The organism is Pseudomonas sp. NPDC078700 (assembly GCF_044542375.1).
Classification (GTDB): Bacteria; Pseudomonadota; Gammaproteobacteria; order Pseudomonadales; family Pseudomonadaceae; genus Aquipseudomonas.
In genome coordinates this window covers 56,852-71,056 of sequence record NZ_JBITUI010000003.1, presented here as the reverse complement: position 1 = coordinate 71,056, position 14,205 = coordinate 56,852, and the positions used below count along the sequence as shown (strand labels likewise).

General features: G+C 53.8%; 14 protein-coding genes. 13 read left to right on the top strand and 1 reads right to left on the bottom strand.

Annotated features, from left to right (window positions below; all coding sequences use genetic code 11):
- Nucleotides 1-60 precede the first annotated feature (60 nt).
- Nucleotides 61-1,797 (bottom strand): FAD-dependent oxidoreductase, encoded by a 1,737-nt coding sequence (locus ACIGCM_RS10720; RefSeq protein ID WP_397502050.1) that lies wholly within the window; start codon nucleotides 1,795-1,797, stop codon nucleotides 61-63.
- A 218-nt stretch (nucleotides 1,798-2,015) separates the two neighbouring features.
- Here ACIGCM_RS10720 and ACIGCM_RS10715 point away from each other — a divergent pair, with 218 nt between their 5' ends.
- From ACIGCM_RS10715 to benC, 13 genes are all read left to right on the top strand, one after another.
- Entirely contained in the window at nucleotides 2,016-2,795 is a 780-nt protein-coding gene (locus ACIGCM_RS10715) for an IclR family transcriptional regulator (RefSeq protein ID WP_397502049.1), read from the top strand.
- A gap of 146 nt (nucleotides 2,796-2,941) precedes the next feature.
- Entirely contained in the window at nucleotides 2,942-3,991 is a 1,050-nt protein-coding gene (locus ACIGCM_RS10710) for a Gfo/Idh/MocA family protein (protein WP_397502048.1), read from the top strand.
- Nucleotides 3,991-4,800 (top strand): sugar phosphate isomerase/epimerase family protein, encoded by an 810-nt coding sequence (locus tag ACIGCM_RS10705; protein ID WP_397502047.1) that lies wholly within the window; start codon nucleotides 3,991-3,993, stop codon nucleotides 4,798-4,800. Before ACIGCM_RS10710 ends, ACIGCM_RS10705 begins: the two co-directional genes overlap by 1 nt.
- A 154-nt stretch (nucleotides 4,801-4,954) precedes the next feature.
- Nucleotides 4,955-5,671, top strand: a complete 717-nt coding sequence (pcaH, locus tag ACIGCM_RS10700; RefSeq protein ID WP_397502046.1) for a protocatechuate 3,4-dioxygenase subunit beta — start codon at nucleotides 4,955-4,957, stop codon at nucleotides 5,669-5,671.
- A gap of 11 nt (nucleotides 5,672-5,682) precedes the next feature.
- Nucleotides 5,683-6,288, top strand: a complete 606-nt coding sequence (gene pcaG, locus ACIGCM_RS10695) for a protocatechuate 3,4-dioxygenase subunit alpha (RefSeq protein ID WP_397502045.1) — start codon at nucleotides 5,683-5,685, stop codon at nucleotides 6,286-6,288.
- Nucleotides 6,260-7,333 carry a cell division protein ZapE gene (gene zapE, locus ACIGCM_RS10690; protein ID WP_397502044.1) on the top strand — a complete coding sequence of 358 codons (1,074 nt, stop codon included), beginning with the start codon at nucleotides 6,260-6,262 and terminating at the stop codon, nucleotides 7,331-7,333. The genes pcaG and zapE overlap by 29 nt, the downstream gene beginning before the upstream one ends.
- A gap of 10 nt (nucleotides 7,334-7,343) precedes the next feature.
- The gene (locus tag ACIGCM_RS10685) at nucleotides 7,344-8,285 is read left to right on the top strand and encodes an AEC family transporter (protein ID WP_397502043.1); all 942 of its coding nucleotides are present in this window, start codon (nucleotides 7,344-7,346) and stop codon (nucleotides 8,283-8,285) included.
- A 116-nt stretch (nucleotides 8,286-8,401) separates the two neighbouring features.
- Nucleotides 8,402-9,244 (top strand): IclR family transcriptional regulator, encoded by an 843-nt coding sequence (locus tag ACIGCM_RS10680; protein WP_397502042.1) that lies wholly within the window; start codon nucleotides 8,402-8,404, stop codon nucleotides 9,242-9,244.
- Between the two features lie 196 nt (nucleotides 9,245-9,440).
- Entirely contained in the window at nucleotides 9,441-9,668 is a 228-nt protein-coding gene (locus ACIGCM_RS10675; protein ID WP_397502041.1) for a DUF2790 domain-containing protein, read from the top strand.
- A gap of 417 nt (nucleotides 9,669-10,085) precedes the next feature.
- Nucleotides 10,086-11,039: an AraC family transcriptional regulator gene (locus ACIGCM_RS10670; protein WP_397502040.1), complete on the top strand. Its 954-nt coding sequence runs from the start codon at nucleotides 10,086-10,088 to the stop codon at nucleotides 11,037-11,039.
- 226 nt (nucleotides 11,040-11,265) lie between these two features.
- The gene (gene benA, locus ACIGCM_RS10665) at nucleotides 11,266-12,624 is read left to right on the top strand and encodes a benzoate 1,2-dioxygenase large subunit (RefSeq protein WP_397502039.1); all 1,359 of its coding nucleotides are present in this window, start codon (nucleotides 11,266-11,268) and stop codon (nucleotides 12,622-12,624) included.
- Nucleotides 12,621-13,109, top strand: coding sequence for a benzoate 1,2-dioxygenase small subunit (benB, locus tag ACIGCM_RS10660; protein ID WP_397502038.1), 489 nt, complete (start codon nucleotides 12,621-12,623; stop codon nucleotides 13,107-13,109). The genes benA and benB overlap by 4 nt, the downstream gene beginning before the upstream one ends.
- A 75-nt stretch (nucleotides 13,110-13,184) precedes the next feature.
- Nucleotides 13,185-14,195 carry a benzoate 1,2-dioxygenase electron transfer component BenC gene (gene benC / locus ACIGCM_RS10655; protein WP_397502037.1) on the top strand — a complete coding sequence of 337 codons (1,011 nt, stop codon included), beginning with the start codon at nucleotides 13,185-13,187 and terminating at the stop codon, nucleotides 14,193-14,195.
- Nucleotides 14,196-14,205: the final 10 nt, after the last annotated feature.

The window sequence follows — 14,205 nt, the reverse complement described above, 5'->3', positions numbered from 1 at the left end:
AACCGGGATTTAAATCCCGGTTTTTTATGCAAGGGTGGACAAATACCGCGTCGTCTCAAGTCAGTTAAAGGCCTTTACAGGGGAAGCGCCTGCCACATGACAGGCTGCGATGTAGCCAAATGTCATGGCTGGGCCAAGGTTGATGCCGCCGGATGGATAGAATCCGCCCATGATGCTGGCCATGTCCGAGCCCGCTGCATATAAATCGGGAATCACCTTTCCCGCTGCGTCGAGCACGCAGGCGTTAGCGTCTGTGTGCAAGCCCGCGAAAGTGCCGAAACTGCCGGGTTGAACCTTCACTGCATAAAAAGGGCCGCTTTCGATGGGCGCTACACAGGGGTTCTTGCCCTTGTGCAGCGGGTCACCATTTTTACGGTTGAACGCTGTCGTGCCACGTCCAAACTCGGGATCTTCGCCGTCGCGCGCTGCTTGGTTAAAGCGCTGGACCGTTTGCACCAGACCTTCTGCGTCAATGCCGCAGGCCTCGGCCAGTTGCTCAAGAGTTGCGCCGCGTTTGAGGTAGCCGTTGCGCACATGTGGACCAACAGGTAAGGGGGCCGGGCGGGCAAAACCGAGGCCATAACGGCGTTGAAAGCGATGGTCGCAGATCAGCCATGAACAAACTTCCTGATCTGCGGGGACTTGTTTGATCATCGCCGAAACGTAGTCGTAATAGCCGTGGGCTTCATTGACGAAGCGCTTGCCGTTTTGCAGCACGCCGATAATGCCGGGCTTACCGCGTTCGATAATGTGCGGGAAATGTCCAAAGCGGCCATTACCATAGGGCACCCTGGACACTGGAGCCCAGGCCACAGGCGATTGCAGTTCGGCACTGACTTGAGCGCCAACAGCCTCCGCCAGACGCAAACCATCGCCACTGCAGGATTTGGGCGGTAATGCCAGGTGCTCATGATCGGCGCGTGGAAACATTGCTTGGCGTCGCGCCGCGTCATGGGGAAAGCCGCCTGTGGCCAGTAACACGGCTTTGGCGCGCACACTGCGTTCACCGTTTTTACCCGCGAGTACTGCACCGCTGATGCGTTCTTGCTCTTGCAGCAGGCGCACGGCGGGGGCTGAATCGATCAATTGCACCCCCAGATCAGTAGCGGATCTGGCCAGCCGTGCAATCAAAGCAACGCCGTTAACCAAGTGCATGCTGCGACCGTAACGCGCCAAATGATAGAGGTGGGTCGTGAAGCGTTTACTCACATGCATCAAGGCTTTCGGCGAGCGGGTCATCGAGAGAAATGCAGCCAAGTCTGCACCGGCCATGATGGGCATGCCCATAAATGAAGTTTCAGCCATGGTTTTGCGCAATCGCGGCAGTAGGTCGCGTACCTGCAGGGCGTTATAAGGCGCTGCAATCAGTTGATGGCCACCGGTTGCCGCTCCTGGTGTGTTGCCGTGCATGTCCGGAATGGCATTGCCTTCGGCAAATTGCAGTGCGCTGTTTTGCTCAAAGAACGACACCATGGAAGGGCAGGCATTGAGAAAGGCATCAACCCGCTCGGCGTTGAATTGGACGCCCAGTTCGTTCTGCAAATAGGTGCGAGGCTGATCAATGGATTCGTTGATCCCGGCACGCTGCGCAAGGGGATTACGGGGCAGCCACATCCAGCCACCTGACCAGGCCGTTGCGCCGCCAAGTACCTCATCTTTTTCTGCAACGACCACGTTCAGCCCATGCCAGGCAGCTGTCACGGCGGCAGACAATCCAGCAGCTCCTGAGCCGATGACAAGCAAGTCGCAGTTTATATCTGCATCTGCGCAGGGCAATTGAGTGGCTGTATCAGGCATAAGGCAATAGTCTCATTTTGCATATTGTTAAAAATGGAACTGTGTTCCAAATTGTAATTTGCATAAGCTCAACTGCCAAGCAACAATTGCCTGCAGCGACTAAGCGCATTTCAATGGGTTAACGCTAACCGCTGTTGTGGTAAATAAACGCGGTGAGTTCCCTGCCTTGAACGATGCCGTTAGAATCCCCGCACAAATTCAAACTGGGTTTCAGCACTATGGCCGGTAGTCAGATCGAACGCGCGCTCAGCCTTCTGGAAAGTCTGACGCAAGAGCCTCAAGGTTTGCAGATGCAGAGCCTGGCAGACGCGTTGAATATCCCCAAAAGCGCGACCCACCGCATGCTGGCCGAACTGATCCGCTTGGGTTATGTAAGGCAGAATCCCGACAACAGCCGGTATCAGCTGTCGACCAAGTTAGTGGCGCTGAGCTTTCGCTATTTGTCGAATGCAGGCTCTGATGTTGTTCAGTCGATTCTCGATCGATTGGCCGAAGAGTGCGGTGAGCTGGTGCGTCTTGGCGTGATTGATGGCGATCGCCTGACCTGGATTTCCAAGGCCCAGGGCGCAAAAGGTGGCCTACGCTATGACCCTGATATGGGGCGCGATGCGCCGTTGTTTTATACCGCATCCGGCCATGCATGGTTGGCGAGTATGGATGACGCATCGGCGTTGGCATTGGTAGAGCAGCAAGGGCCAGTGCTTGACCCGCAACAGTTAGGGCCAAACGCGCCCCGTGACGCTGCAGATTTACTTGGCTATCTGCAGCGGGCACGGCAATTGGGCTATGCCTGGGTTGAGCAAAGCTCAGCCATTGGTACTTCTGCGTTGGCTGCCGTGGTTTTAAGCCCAGATCATGGACGTTGCATTGGCGTATTGAGTATTGCCGGACCCAGTGCGCGTTTGGATGAGCCGCGGATACAAGCGCTGGCGCAGCAGCTGCTGGCTGCGGCGCAAGAGCTGTCCGCGACCAGTCCAGCTTCCGAGTTCTTTCCCTGATCCCAGGCCGCTTTTGCGGCCTGAATTTTATCGATTGCAGTTAGTGGTCGGTTATCGATCTGTTTTCTTGATTTGAAAATGGAACTAGGTTCTAAATACAAATGTATTTTCAGAACCTGATTCTAATAAGACCGGAGACAGACGCCGTGCAAACCCCACTATCTATCGCCTTGATCGGAGCTGGCTCTATGGGCCAGCAACACCTTGAGCATCTCGAAAACCTGAGCCAGGCCAAGCTCTGCGCCATATCCGATCCTAATCCGCAGGTCGCAGACTTTGCTAAGGCCCGTGGTGTGGCGTACTTTGCCGATCACCGGCAGATGCTCATTCAAGCTAAACCACAGGCGGCGATCATCGCCAATCCAAATAATTTGCACGTGCAAACAGCTATTGAATGCTTGGAAGCTGGTGTGCCGGTCTTGCTGGAAAAGCCTGTTGGCGTAGGTCTTGATGAGGTTCGCAAACTGGTCAAAGCATCGCAAGACAGTGGTGTTGCGGTTTTGGTTGGCCATCACCGGCGTCATAACCCCTTGATTGCAAAAGCCCGGCAGCTGCTTGAAGCGGGTAAGTTAGGGCAACTGACATCGGTTACTGCTTTGTGGCAGTTACGAAAGCCTGACAGCTATTTCGAGACCCCTTGGCGTCGTGAGCCGGGTGCAGGAATGCTGTTAACCAACTTGATCCATGACCTTGATTTGCTGCGCCACCTCTGTGGCGAGGTCCAGTCGGTGCAGGCTATAACCAGTAATCAAACCCGCGGATTACCTAACGAAGATAAGGTGGCGGTGCTGTTGCAGTTCGCTAATGGCGCCCTTGGCAGCCTGACTGGTTCGGATGCTGTAGTGGCACCTTGGAGTTGGGAGCTGTGCTCGGCAGAGAATCCGATCTACCCCCATCAAGCCGATCAGCCTTGTTATTTGCTGGCCGGTACAGAGGGCGCATTGAGCTTGCCACAATTGAAGCATTGGCATTACGCCGAGGCTGACGGCGGCTGGCATCAGCCGTTACTGAGCGATGTGCAGCCCTACACGGATGCACCTGCATTGACCCGCCAGTTGGCGCACTTTATTGAGGTTGCCCAAGGTAATGCCGAGCCATTGGTCAGCGCTGCAGATGCCGGTCGTACGCTGGCCTTAATCGAGGCCATTCGCCAAGCTGCTGAATCAGGACAGGCATGTACGCCTGAGCAGATCTGATGGCTGATCAAGTCTTTTCACTGGCCGCGCTCACTGTGCTTGAGCTGTCGCCACCGGAGATGGTCGAAGTCGCCGCCCGTGCTGGTTATAGCCATATCGGCCTGCGTTTGCTGCCAGCTACGGCAGAGGAGCATCATTTTCCCTTGATGACCGATTCCGAATTAAGACGTCAGACCCAGCAGCGCCTGCGCGACACCGGTATCGGCGTGCTGGATGTTGAAATATTGCGGCTTAAGCCAGATACCTGCATTGCTGATTTACGCCCGCTGATGGAAGTTGGCGCTGAGTTTTCTGCCAGTGAATTGCTGGTCGCGGGTAATGATCCGGATGAAGCTCGGCTGAGCGATAATTTTGCCCACTTATGCGACTTGGCCAAGCATTTTGGCCTGCATCCGCACCTCGAATTTATGCCCTGGACTGATGCCCCCGACCTTAACAAAGCGTTGCGCATTGTCGAGGCGGCGGGGCGCAGCAATGGTTGCGTGCTGGTGGATGCTTTTCACTTTGATCGCTCAGCTTCAAGTCTTGAGCAGCTTGCGCAGGTTGATCCGACTCGTCTGCGCTATGCCCAGCTTTGTGATGTGCTTGGCCCGCGACCGGAAGATATGGCCGAGATTTTGCGACAAGCGCGAAGCGAACGCCGTTTTCCAGGGGAGGGTGACTGTGATTTGCAGGGATTGCTTCACGCCTTGCCCGCACAGATCCCACTAAGTCTCGAAGTGCCGGTTCAGCTGCAAGGCATCAGTGCCTTGGAGCGTGCAGAAATGGCCCTTGCCGCGACCAAAATACTGCTGGCTGAACGGCGATAGCCTCACAGTTCAACACCTTCACCCATAACCGCTTGGTTATGGGTGGCTTTGATATTTTCAATATTCAAATATGAAGTTCTGCTGGAAACTGCAGGTCACTTGGCCTTTAAAAGCCAGCGGTAGGATTAATTCATTCTAATAAGAGGATATCGGTATGTCTGATGCGGATAGCCGTTTCGTCATTCGTGATCGCAACTGGCACCCGAAGGCATTAACGCCTGACTATAAAACTTCGATTGCCCGCTCGCCGCGCCAAGCATTGGTGAGTATTCCTCAATCTATTTCAGAGACCAGCGGGCCAGATTTCTCGCACCTGAAAATGGGCGAGTACGATAACGACCTGCTGCTCAACTTCAATAACGGCGGCCTGCCAGTTGGCGAACGCATTATCGTAGCCGGTCGAGTGATTGATCAGTACGGCAAGCCAATCCCACATACCCTGGTGGAAATGTGGCAAGCCAATGCCGGTGGCCGTTATCGCCACAAGAACGACCGTTACCTGGCACCGCTCGATCCTAACTTTGGTGGCGTTGGCCGAGCCCTGACTGATCGTGACGGTTATTACAGCTTCCGTACCGTTAAGCCGGGTCCATATCCATGGCGCAATGGCCCGAACGACTGGCGACCTGCGCACATCCATTTTTCCATCAGCGGTCCGTCTATTTCGACGCGCTTGATTACCCAATTGTATTTTGAGGGCGATCCGCTGATTCCGATGTGCCCAATCGTTAAGTCAATCGCCAACCCTGATGCGGTACAAAGCCTGATCGCCAAGCTTGATATGAGTGCAGCAAATCCAATGGATTGCCTGGCCTATCGCTTCGATATTGTGCTGCGTGGACAGCGTCAGACTCACTTTGAAAATCGCTAAGGGGAATTGAGATGCCTATTGAATTACTACCCGAAACCCCTTCGCAAACAGCTGGCCCCTATGTGCATATCGGTCTGGCTTTAGCTGCTGCGGGTAACCCATCTAGACCACAGGAAATCTGGAATAGGATGGCCAAGCCTGAGGCAGCAGGCGAGCACATTCTGTTGATCGGCAATGTCCACGACGGCAATGGTCATCTGGTTAAAGACTCGTTTCTGGAGTTTTGGCAGGCTGACCACCAAGGCCACTACGACAGTGAATTTGATGTGGAGAAGCCCTTCAATTGCTTTGGCCGCACTGCCACCACTTTTGAAACCGGCGGCTGGACGCTCAACACGATCAAACCCGGTGTGGTCAACAACGCTGCGGGTGTGCCGATGGCGCCGCATATCAATATTTCGTTGTTTGCCCGCGGGATTAACATTCACCTGCAAACACGCTTGTACTTCTCCGATGAAGAGCAGGCAAACGCGGTAGATCCGGTGCTTAACCTGATTGAGCAGCCACAACGACGCGAGACATTAGTCGCGCAACGCTGTGAAGTTGATGGCCAATTGGCTTATCGTTTCGATATCACGATCCAAGGCGATGGAGAAACGGTGTTTTTTGACTTCTAGCGAGAAGCTGCCAGAGCAGCTTGTGAGTGCGCATTTTACGACGCTGCTGCAATCAAATGGCTTTATCGCCGACAGTGCACAACAGATTGCCATTGACCGTCTTGGTCAGTGGCTTTCGGCGTTTCTGGCTGGCCGTTCTCGTTGGTTAGCCAAGCCAGCGGCTGGCGTGTATCTGTGGGGCGGGGTTGGGCGCGGTAAAAGCTTTGTGATGGATGCCTTCTTTGCTGGCGCTCCGCTGCAGAATAAACGCCGTGTGCACTTCCATGGTTTCTTGCAAGAGTTGCAACAGCGCATGTTGGCATATACCGGCCAGCCCGATCCTTTAGCGCGAGTTGCCCGGGAGATTGCTGAGCAAACGCGACTCCTGTGTTTCGACGAGTTCCACGTACACGACATTGGCGATGCAATGCTCTTGGGGCGTTTGCTTAAGGTGCTGGTGGAAGAGGGCGTCGGCGTGGTGTGCACCTCCAACTATGCGCCTCAGGGCTTGTGCCCGAATCCACTGTATCGCGAGCGTTTTATGCCGGCGATCAGTTTGATTGAGCAGCGCTTTGATGTACTGCAACTTGATGGCGGTACTGACTATCGCCAACGTACAGGCTATTGCTGGGGCGAGTTTACCTGGCCTGTTGACGAAGTGAGTGATGCATTTGGAGCAGGCCTTGGTTTTACTGAGCGAGCTGAATATGACGTTGCGATCAGCCTTAATCACCATCCATTGAAACTGCGCGCCCGTGAAGGCGCGATGCTTTGGCTTGATTTCAGCGAACTGTGCCGCCAGCCGCGCTCAACTGCTGATTATGTGTGGCTGTGCAATGAGTACGCCCAGTTAGCGGTTGGCGGTGTGCCCTGTCTCGATGCTGAAGGGATCGATGTGCAGCAGCGTTTTCTCAACTTTATCGACATTGCATATGACCGTGCCGTGCACCTTTTATTGGGTTGCGCAGCGGGCTTGGATGAGTTGTGTCAGCCCGGCAGTCATGTCGATTTTTCGCGTACGCTCAGTCGTCTTCAGCAGTTGAACAACTGCCAATTGAAACCATGAGTTCATCACTATGCTGCAGATTTTAGGTATTACTGCACCGATTTTTTTGATCATCGGCATTGGTTTTGTTGCGACCCGCCTGCAATGGATAAGCCGTGAGCAAGTAACGGGAATGGGCCGTTTCGTGATCAGTTTTGCGCTGCCTGCGTTGGTCTTTAAAGCGCTGGTTGAGCGCCCGTTGGATGAGGTGTTTGAACGTAACTACATACTCGCCTACGCCATGGCATCGCTGCTCATCTTCACCTTGGGTTTTGTCATTTCACGGCGTTTGCGCGGTGACACACTTAGCGGCAGCGCACTTGCTGCAGTCGGTATGTCAATGTCCAACAGCGGCTTCATCGGCTATCCGATTGCCGCGCTGGTGGTCGGTGAGGCTGCAGCGGTCGGGTTGGCTATGGGCGTGCTGATCGAGAACTTGTTGATGCTGCCGCTGGCCCTTGCCTTGGCAGAGGCGGGTGAACACCAAGGGTTGGGTATGCGCGCAGCGGTAATCTCAACCGCCAGGCGGCTGCTGAGCAACCCCATCATTATCGCTATCTGCTTGGGGTTGGTCGTCGCTTTACTCGGGTTGCATGTGCCCGCGATCCCTATGCGAGCAGTAGAGATGCTGGCCCAGTCCTCAGCGCCAGTGGCCTTGTTTGTAATTGGAGGCAGTTTGGTTGGAATGCGTGCAGGTGGGATGGTTGCGGATGTATTGCAAATAAGCCTGGGCAAACTGGTTTTGCACCCGCTCGCGGTGATGCTGTGTTTTGTATTGCTTCCGGTTGAGGACCCCGCCTTGCGCGTGGCTGGGGTGTTATTTGCCTGTGCCCCGATGATGAGCATTTACCCCATTGTCGGCCAACGGTTCGGCTTGGAAGGCCGCTGCGCTGCGGCTTTGGTCGGCGCAACGGTGTTGTCCTTTGTGACCTATAGCGTCTTTATCGGTTGGTTTGCCAGCGCCCATTTATAAATTACAGATCGGCTCACAAGGTCCAGGCCTTACGCTGGGAATGCCATTATTGCGATTATCGATCATTGGTTCGATAATCGCTCAAGGGATTTGTATATCAAAACAGGATTACCACAATGAGCGATGAGCAACGCCAACCGCTGTCAACACTGGCACCGCCTATTGTGGTCTCGCCAGCCAAACGTATTGAAGCGCTGACTGGCGATCCAAACTTCATGACCTCCTTGGCACGTGGGCTGGCAGTTGTACATGCCTTCCAAGAGCGCAAGCGTCACCTGACCATTGCCCAGATCAGCCACCGTACCGAGATACCGCGCGCCGCTGTGCGCCGCTGCCTGCATACCCTGATCAAACTGGGTTATGCCACCACCGATGGGCGCACCTATTCGCTGTTGCCAAAAGTGCTGACGCTCGGTCACGCCTACTTATCTTCGACGCCTTTAGCCGTAACGGCCCAGCCGATCCTGGACCGCATCAGCGAGCAACTCCACGAAGCCTGTTCGATGGCCAGCCTTGAGGGTGATGAGATCCTCTACATTGCACGGTCGGCCACACCACAGCGTTTGATTTCAGTGGATCTCAGTGTGGGTAGCCGGCTGCCAGCCTACTGCACATCAATGGGCCGGATTTTGTTGGCAGGGCTGGATAACCCCACGCTCGATGAATACCTCGAACACGCCGATTTGCAGATTAAAACCAGTCGCACATTGCATACCCCGGAAACCTTGCGCGAGAACATCGAACAGATCCGTCAGCAGGGCTGGGTGATCATCGATCAAGAGCTTGAGATCGGCCTGCGCTCGATTGCGGTACCACTCAAGGATTCTGCAGGTCAGGTGCTGGCCGCATTGAACGTCGGTACCCATGTCAGCCGAACCAGTCGTCAAGAGCTTGAAGCACGCTTCCTGCCGGTGCTGCTTGAAGCCAGTAAAGAGTTGAGTACGCGACTGTTTCACTGAGCATTCAACTTTAAAACTTCAATTGTCAGATCGTGTAATTGTCATGGCTGCCCAGCATTACATTTAGCGAACGAGTCACTGTTAAGTAGTGGGGTATTGTTGCTTTTAATGTAATAGTGCCTTGCTTACAACCTTCTTTTTCAGCTTCTGAATCCTACTTAAGCTGTGCCTCATTAAGTAATCACTGAGGTGCCCGATGAAATCTAAATACTGGTTGTTTGGCCTGGCTGTTGTAGCTCAGGGCGCTTTCTCCGCAGATGTACAGCAATACAGCTATGGCCAAAAGCTTGATGTTGCTCAGATTATTTCTATCAAAGCGCCTGAAGGTTGTGATGTCGGGGAGGCGACCATGGTGTACAAGGACTCGAACGGCCAAACTCATACCCTGACTTATCTGCGTACTGGCGAAAACTGCTATGAGTAAGTGGGTGTGGTGATACGATTTTTGGTCTCTAGATATTTCGCAACAAAGACTTTATCCGCTGCTTAGTACATTGCTGGCTGACTGGTGCATCAGCCGCCAGTAATGCTCTAGACCGTGTGTTCAGCTCATATCTACCCGGCGCCACGTACACGCACACTATGCATTTCATTGGCGAGCGGAGCGGTTGGGACCTTGTTGAATTTGTGCGATTATCGATCGCGAAGCCTATTTTACTCACTCCAACTATCTAAACTGCGCTATTAATCAGCATCGATTCAGTCGCTAGCCTCAGGCTGTGTATTTAGATCGATCTTGATGTTGCCGATAAAGCTTTATTAATAATGACCCGTGAGCGGATGCCTTGCCCCGACCGGCTCAGAGTGTCTAAAACTATAAAAATTATAAGAGCACCCCGTGATGAATTGTCGTCTTCTTGACACGAGTAGTCAGGTCTTCCTCAATGCGGACCCTTATGCGGTTTCCGAGTATGTGAACCAGCACGTCGGCTCGCATTGTATCCGGTTACCTAAAAGCGGCAGGCCCGAAGCCAGCTTGAGCCATCGTACATTCGGCAGCCTCGATTTATGCCGAATCAGCTACGGCGGCAGTGTTCGTGTTACCTCTCCCGCGCTGGAAACCATCTACCACCTGCAGATTCTGCTGCAAGGTAATTGCTTGTGGCGTGGCCATGGCCAAGAGCATTACTTCACCCCCGGTGAGTTATTGCTAATCAACCCGGATGATCAAGTCGATCTGACCTACTCAGATGACTGTGAAAAATTTATCGTTAAGTTACCTTCTGCATTTCTAGATCGAGCATGCACGGATAATCACTGGCAACGCCCAACCGACGGCATCCGTTTCACGGCCCGTCATGACCTCCAGCAAGTCGAGGGCCTGGTGAGTCTGCTTGGCTTAGTCTGCGATGAGGCCGAAGGCACGCAGCAATTGCCGCTGGTGCAAGAGCAGTACACGCGTATTATCGCCAGCAAACTGCTGGGTTTGCTGACAAACAATGTGTTGCGCGAAGAGCTGGCTGAGAGCAATCCTTCATTCGAGCGTATCGTCCAGTTCATTGAGGACAACCTCAAACAAGACATTAGCCTGGAGCAACTCGCACAAGTGGTACGCATCAGTCCGCGCTCGCTCTATGCGCTATTCGACCGGCATCTCGGCACCACGCCCAAGCACTACATCCGCAATCGCAAGCTGGAGAAGGTCCATGACTGTCTGACTGATCCAGCGTCCAAGGTGCGCAATGTCACTGAAGTGGCGCTGGATTACGGCTTTCTGCATCTTGGGCGTTTCTCTGAAAGCTACAAAAACACCTTCGGCGAACTGCCTTCAGATACGCTTCGCCGCCGCGGCTGAGCCCCATCTATCAGCGTGTCGTTCGACAGTTCAGCGCTAACCCTTTACTTAACTCCTGTGACTTAACTCGCCAGGCAGCCGTGTTTATCTAGGGTCTGTTACAGCATTATTCCAAAACCGAAAAGCTGCAGAAAACGGATAGTGGTCGTGTAAAAACTGGATATTGCCGTTGAGGGCAGCACCGTAGTCTTGGTTTCGTTGAAACAATAATAACGGAGCCATGGCGATGAACCTGGGACTCGAATACTTAAGTAGCCTGCTTGAAGATGATAAGGATCAAGGCGTCTACCGCTGCAAGCGTGAGATGTTCACCGATCCGCGTTTGTTCGAATTGGAGATGACCCACATCTTCGAGGGTAATTGGATTTATCTGGCCCACGAAAGCCAGATTCCCAATAACAACGACTTCCTCACTACCACCATGGGCCGTCAGCCGATCTTCATCGCGCGCAACAAGGACGGTGAGCTTAATGCCTTCCTTAATGCCTGCAGTCATCGAGGCGCCATGCTATGCCGTCACAAGACCGGCAATCGCTCGAGCTACACCTGTCCATTCCACGGCTGGACTTTTAACAACAGTGGCAAACTGCTGAAAGTTAAAGACCCAAAAGAGGCTGGATATCCAGAAAGCTTCAACTGCGAAGGCTCCCATGACCTGACCAAAGTTGCGCGCTTTGAGTCCTATCGCGGCTTCCTGTTCGGCAGCCTAAATGCTGACGTTAAACCATTGACCGAGCACCTCGGAGAGTCGGCGAAGATTATCGACATGATTGTTGATCAGTCTCCAGAGGGGCTGGAGGTGCTGCGCGGTTCCAGCTCCTATATCTATGAAGGTAACTGGAAATTGACCGCCGAGAACGGCGCCGATGGCTATCACGTCAGCTCAGTGCATTGGAACTACGCTGCCACCCAGAACCAGCGTAAACAGCGCGAAGCGGGTGAAGAGATCAAAACCATGAGTGCCGGAAGTTGGGCCAAAAACGGCGGTGGTTTCTATTCGTTCGACCACGGCCATTTGCTGTTATGGACGCGCTGGGCTAACCCTGAAGATCGTCCTGCATACGAGCTACGTGAAGAGCTTGCACGTGATTATGGCCAAGCCCGAGCAGACTGGATGATCGAGAACTCGCGCAATCTGTGCCTGTACCCGAACGTCTACCTGATGGATCAATTCAGCTCGCAGATCCGCATTGCCCGACCAATCTCGGTAAACAAGACCGAGATCACTATCTACTGCATCGCGCCCAAGGGTGAGAGTGCAGACGCGCGCGCTAAGCGAATTCGTCAGTACGAGGACTTCTTCAACGTCAGCGGTATGGCCACCCCTGATGACTTGGAAGAGTTTCGTTCTTGTCAGACAGGTTACGGCGCTGGTCGCGGCTGGAATGATATGTCGCGTGGGGCCGAACATTGGGTGCAAGGCGCAGATGCTGCTGCCCAAGAAATCGAACTTAAGCCGTTGCTCTCTGGTGTGCGCACCGAAGACGAAGGCCTGTTCGTGTTGCAGCACAAGTACTGGCAAGAAACCATGCTCAAAGCTGCTGCGCAAGAATCGCAGTTGATCCCTGTGGAGGCGGTGCAATGAGCAGCACCTACGAAATCGTGCGCGACTTCCTCTATCGCGAGGCGCGCTATCTGGATGATGGTGAATGGGATCAGTGGCTGGAACTCTACACAGCCGATGCGACGTTCTGGATGCCGTCATGGGATGACAACGACAGCCTGACTGAAGACCCGCAAAGTGAGATCTCACTGATCTGGTACGGCAATCGTGGCGGGCTTGAGGACCGTGTGTTTCGCATCAAAACCGAGCGCTCCAGTGCGACGATGCCGGATACACGAACCTCGCACAATCTCGCCAATATCGAGATCGTCGAAGAGGCTGACGGGCTATGTCAGGTGCGTTTCAACTGGCACACCCTGAGCTTTCGCTACAAGACCACCGATAGCTATTTCGGTAGCAGTTTCTACACCCTTGATATGCGTGGCGAGCAGCCGCTGGTCAAGGCTAAGAAAGTGGTACTGAAGAACGATTACGTTCGCCAGCTAATCGATATTTATCACATCTAAGGGACGCAGCAGCAGGCCATTACGTGACGCCATGAATGGTGCCTGATGAGCCAAACTGTGCCCGCGAGGTGCGCTATGAATTACCAGATTGCTTTAAGTTTTGAAGACGGTGTTACGCGTTTTATTGAGGCTACTGGCGAAGAAACTGTCGCCGATGCTGCATACCGCCAAGGCATCAATATTCCACTGGATTGCCGCGACGGTGCCTGCGGAACCTGCAAGTGCATGGCTGAAAGCGGCCGTTATGACCTCGGTGAAGAATACGTTGAGGACGCGCTTAGCGAGGAGGAGGTTGAGCAAGGGTATGTGTTGACTTGCCAAATGCGCGCCGAGAGCGATTGCGTGCTTCACGTGCCCGCATCAAGCGATGTATGCAAGACCGCGCAAGCCAGCTACGAAGCGTCGATTAGTGCTGTGCGGCAGCTGTCTGACAGCACCATTGCGTTGTCAATCAAGGGCGAGGCGCTGAGCAAGTTGGCGTTCCTGCCGGGGCAATACGTCAACCTTAAAGTGCCGGGCAGCGAACAGGCGCGTGCCTATTCATTTAGCAGCCTGCAAAAAGATGGAGAGGTCAGTTTTCTGATCCGTAACGTACCCGGCGGGCTGATGAGTAGCTTTCTTACCAGCTTGGCCAAAAACGGCGACAGCATGACGCTGGCGGGCCCATTGGGTAGCTTCTATCTGCGCGATATTAAGCGGCCATTGCTGTTACTGGCTGGCGGTACCGGCTTGGCGCCATTTACCGCCATGTTGGAAAAAATTGCCGAGCAAGGTAGTGATTATCCGCTGCACCTGATCTATGGGGTCACTAACGATTTTGATCTGGTCGAGATGGACAAGCTTGAGACCCTGGCCACTCGCATTGCCAATTTTACCTATAGCGCCTGCGTAGCCAATGCCGAGAGCAATTATCCGCATAAAGGCTATGTCACCCAGCATATCGAACCTAAGCACCTCAATGATGGCGACGTTGATGTCTACCTTTGTGGACCGCCGCCGATGGTCGAGGCCGTGAGCGGTTACATCCGCGAGCAAGGCATCGCACCTGTGAATTTCTACTACGAGAAGTTTGCCGCTAGCGCCTAAACCACTTTGG

Excerpts from the sequence above, each read along its gene's own strand:
- ACIGCM_RS10715 (WP_397502049.1), top strand. The coding sequence starts at position 2,016 with ATGGCCGGTAGTCAGATCGAACGCGCGCTCAGCCTTCTGGAAAGTCTG.
- benC (WP_397502037.1), top strand. The coding sequence starts at position 13,185 with ATGAATTACCAGATTGCTTTAAGTTTTGAAGACGGTGTTACGCGTTTT.
- pcaH (WP_397502046.1), top strand. The coding sequence starts at position 4,955 with ATGTCTGATGCGGATAGCCGTTTCGTCATTCGTGATCGCAACTGGCAC.
- pcaG (WP_397502045.1), top strand. The coding sequence starts at position 5,683 with ATGCCTATTGAATTACTACCCGAAACCCCTTCGCAAACAGCTGGCCCC.
- ACIGCM_RS10685 (WP_397502043.1), top strand. The coding sequence starts at position 7,344 with ATGCTGCAGATTTTAGGTATTACTGCACCGATTTTTTTGATCATCGGC.
- ACIGCM_RS10705 (WP_397502047.1), top strand. The coding sequence starts at position 3,991 with ATGGCTGATCAAGTCTTTTCACTGGCCGCGCTCACTGTGCTTGAGCTG.
- ACIGCM_RS10680 (WP_397502042.1), top strand. The coding sequence starts at position 8,402 with ATGAGCGATGAGCAACGCCAACCGCTGTCAACACTGGCACCGCCTATT.
- ACIGCM_RS10670 (WP_397502040.1), top strand. The coding sequence starts at position 10,086 with ATGAATTGTCGTCTTCTTGACACGAGTAGTCAGGTCTTCCTCAATGCG.
- benA (WP_397502039.1), top strand. The coding sequence starts at position 11,266 with ATGAACCTGGGACTCGAATACTTAAGTAGCCTGCTTGAAGATGATAAG.
- ACIGCM_RS10720 (WP_397502050.1), bottom strand. The coding sequence starts at position 1,797 with ATGCCTGATACAGCCACTCAATTGCCCTGCGCAGATGCAGATATAAAC.
- benB (WP_397502038.1), top strand. The coding sequence starts at position 12,621 with ATGAGCAGCACCTACGAAATCGTGCGCGACTTCCTCTATCGCGAGGCG.
- ACIGCM_RS10675 (WP_397502041.1), top strand. The coding sequence starts at position 9,441 with ATGAAATCTAAATACTGGTTGTTTGGCCTGGCTGTTGTAGCTCAGGGC.
- zapE (WP_397502044.1), top strand. The coding sequence starts at position 6,260 with ATGGAGAAACGGTGTTTTTTGACTTCTAGCGAGAAGCTGCCAGAGCAG.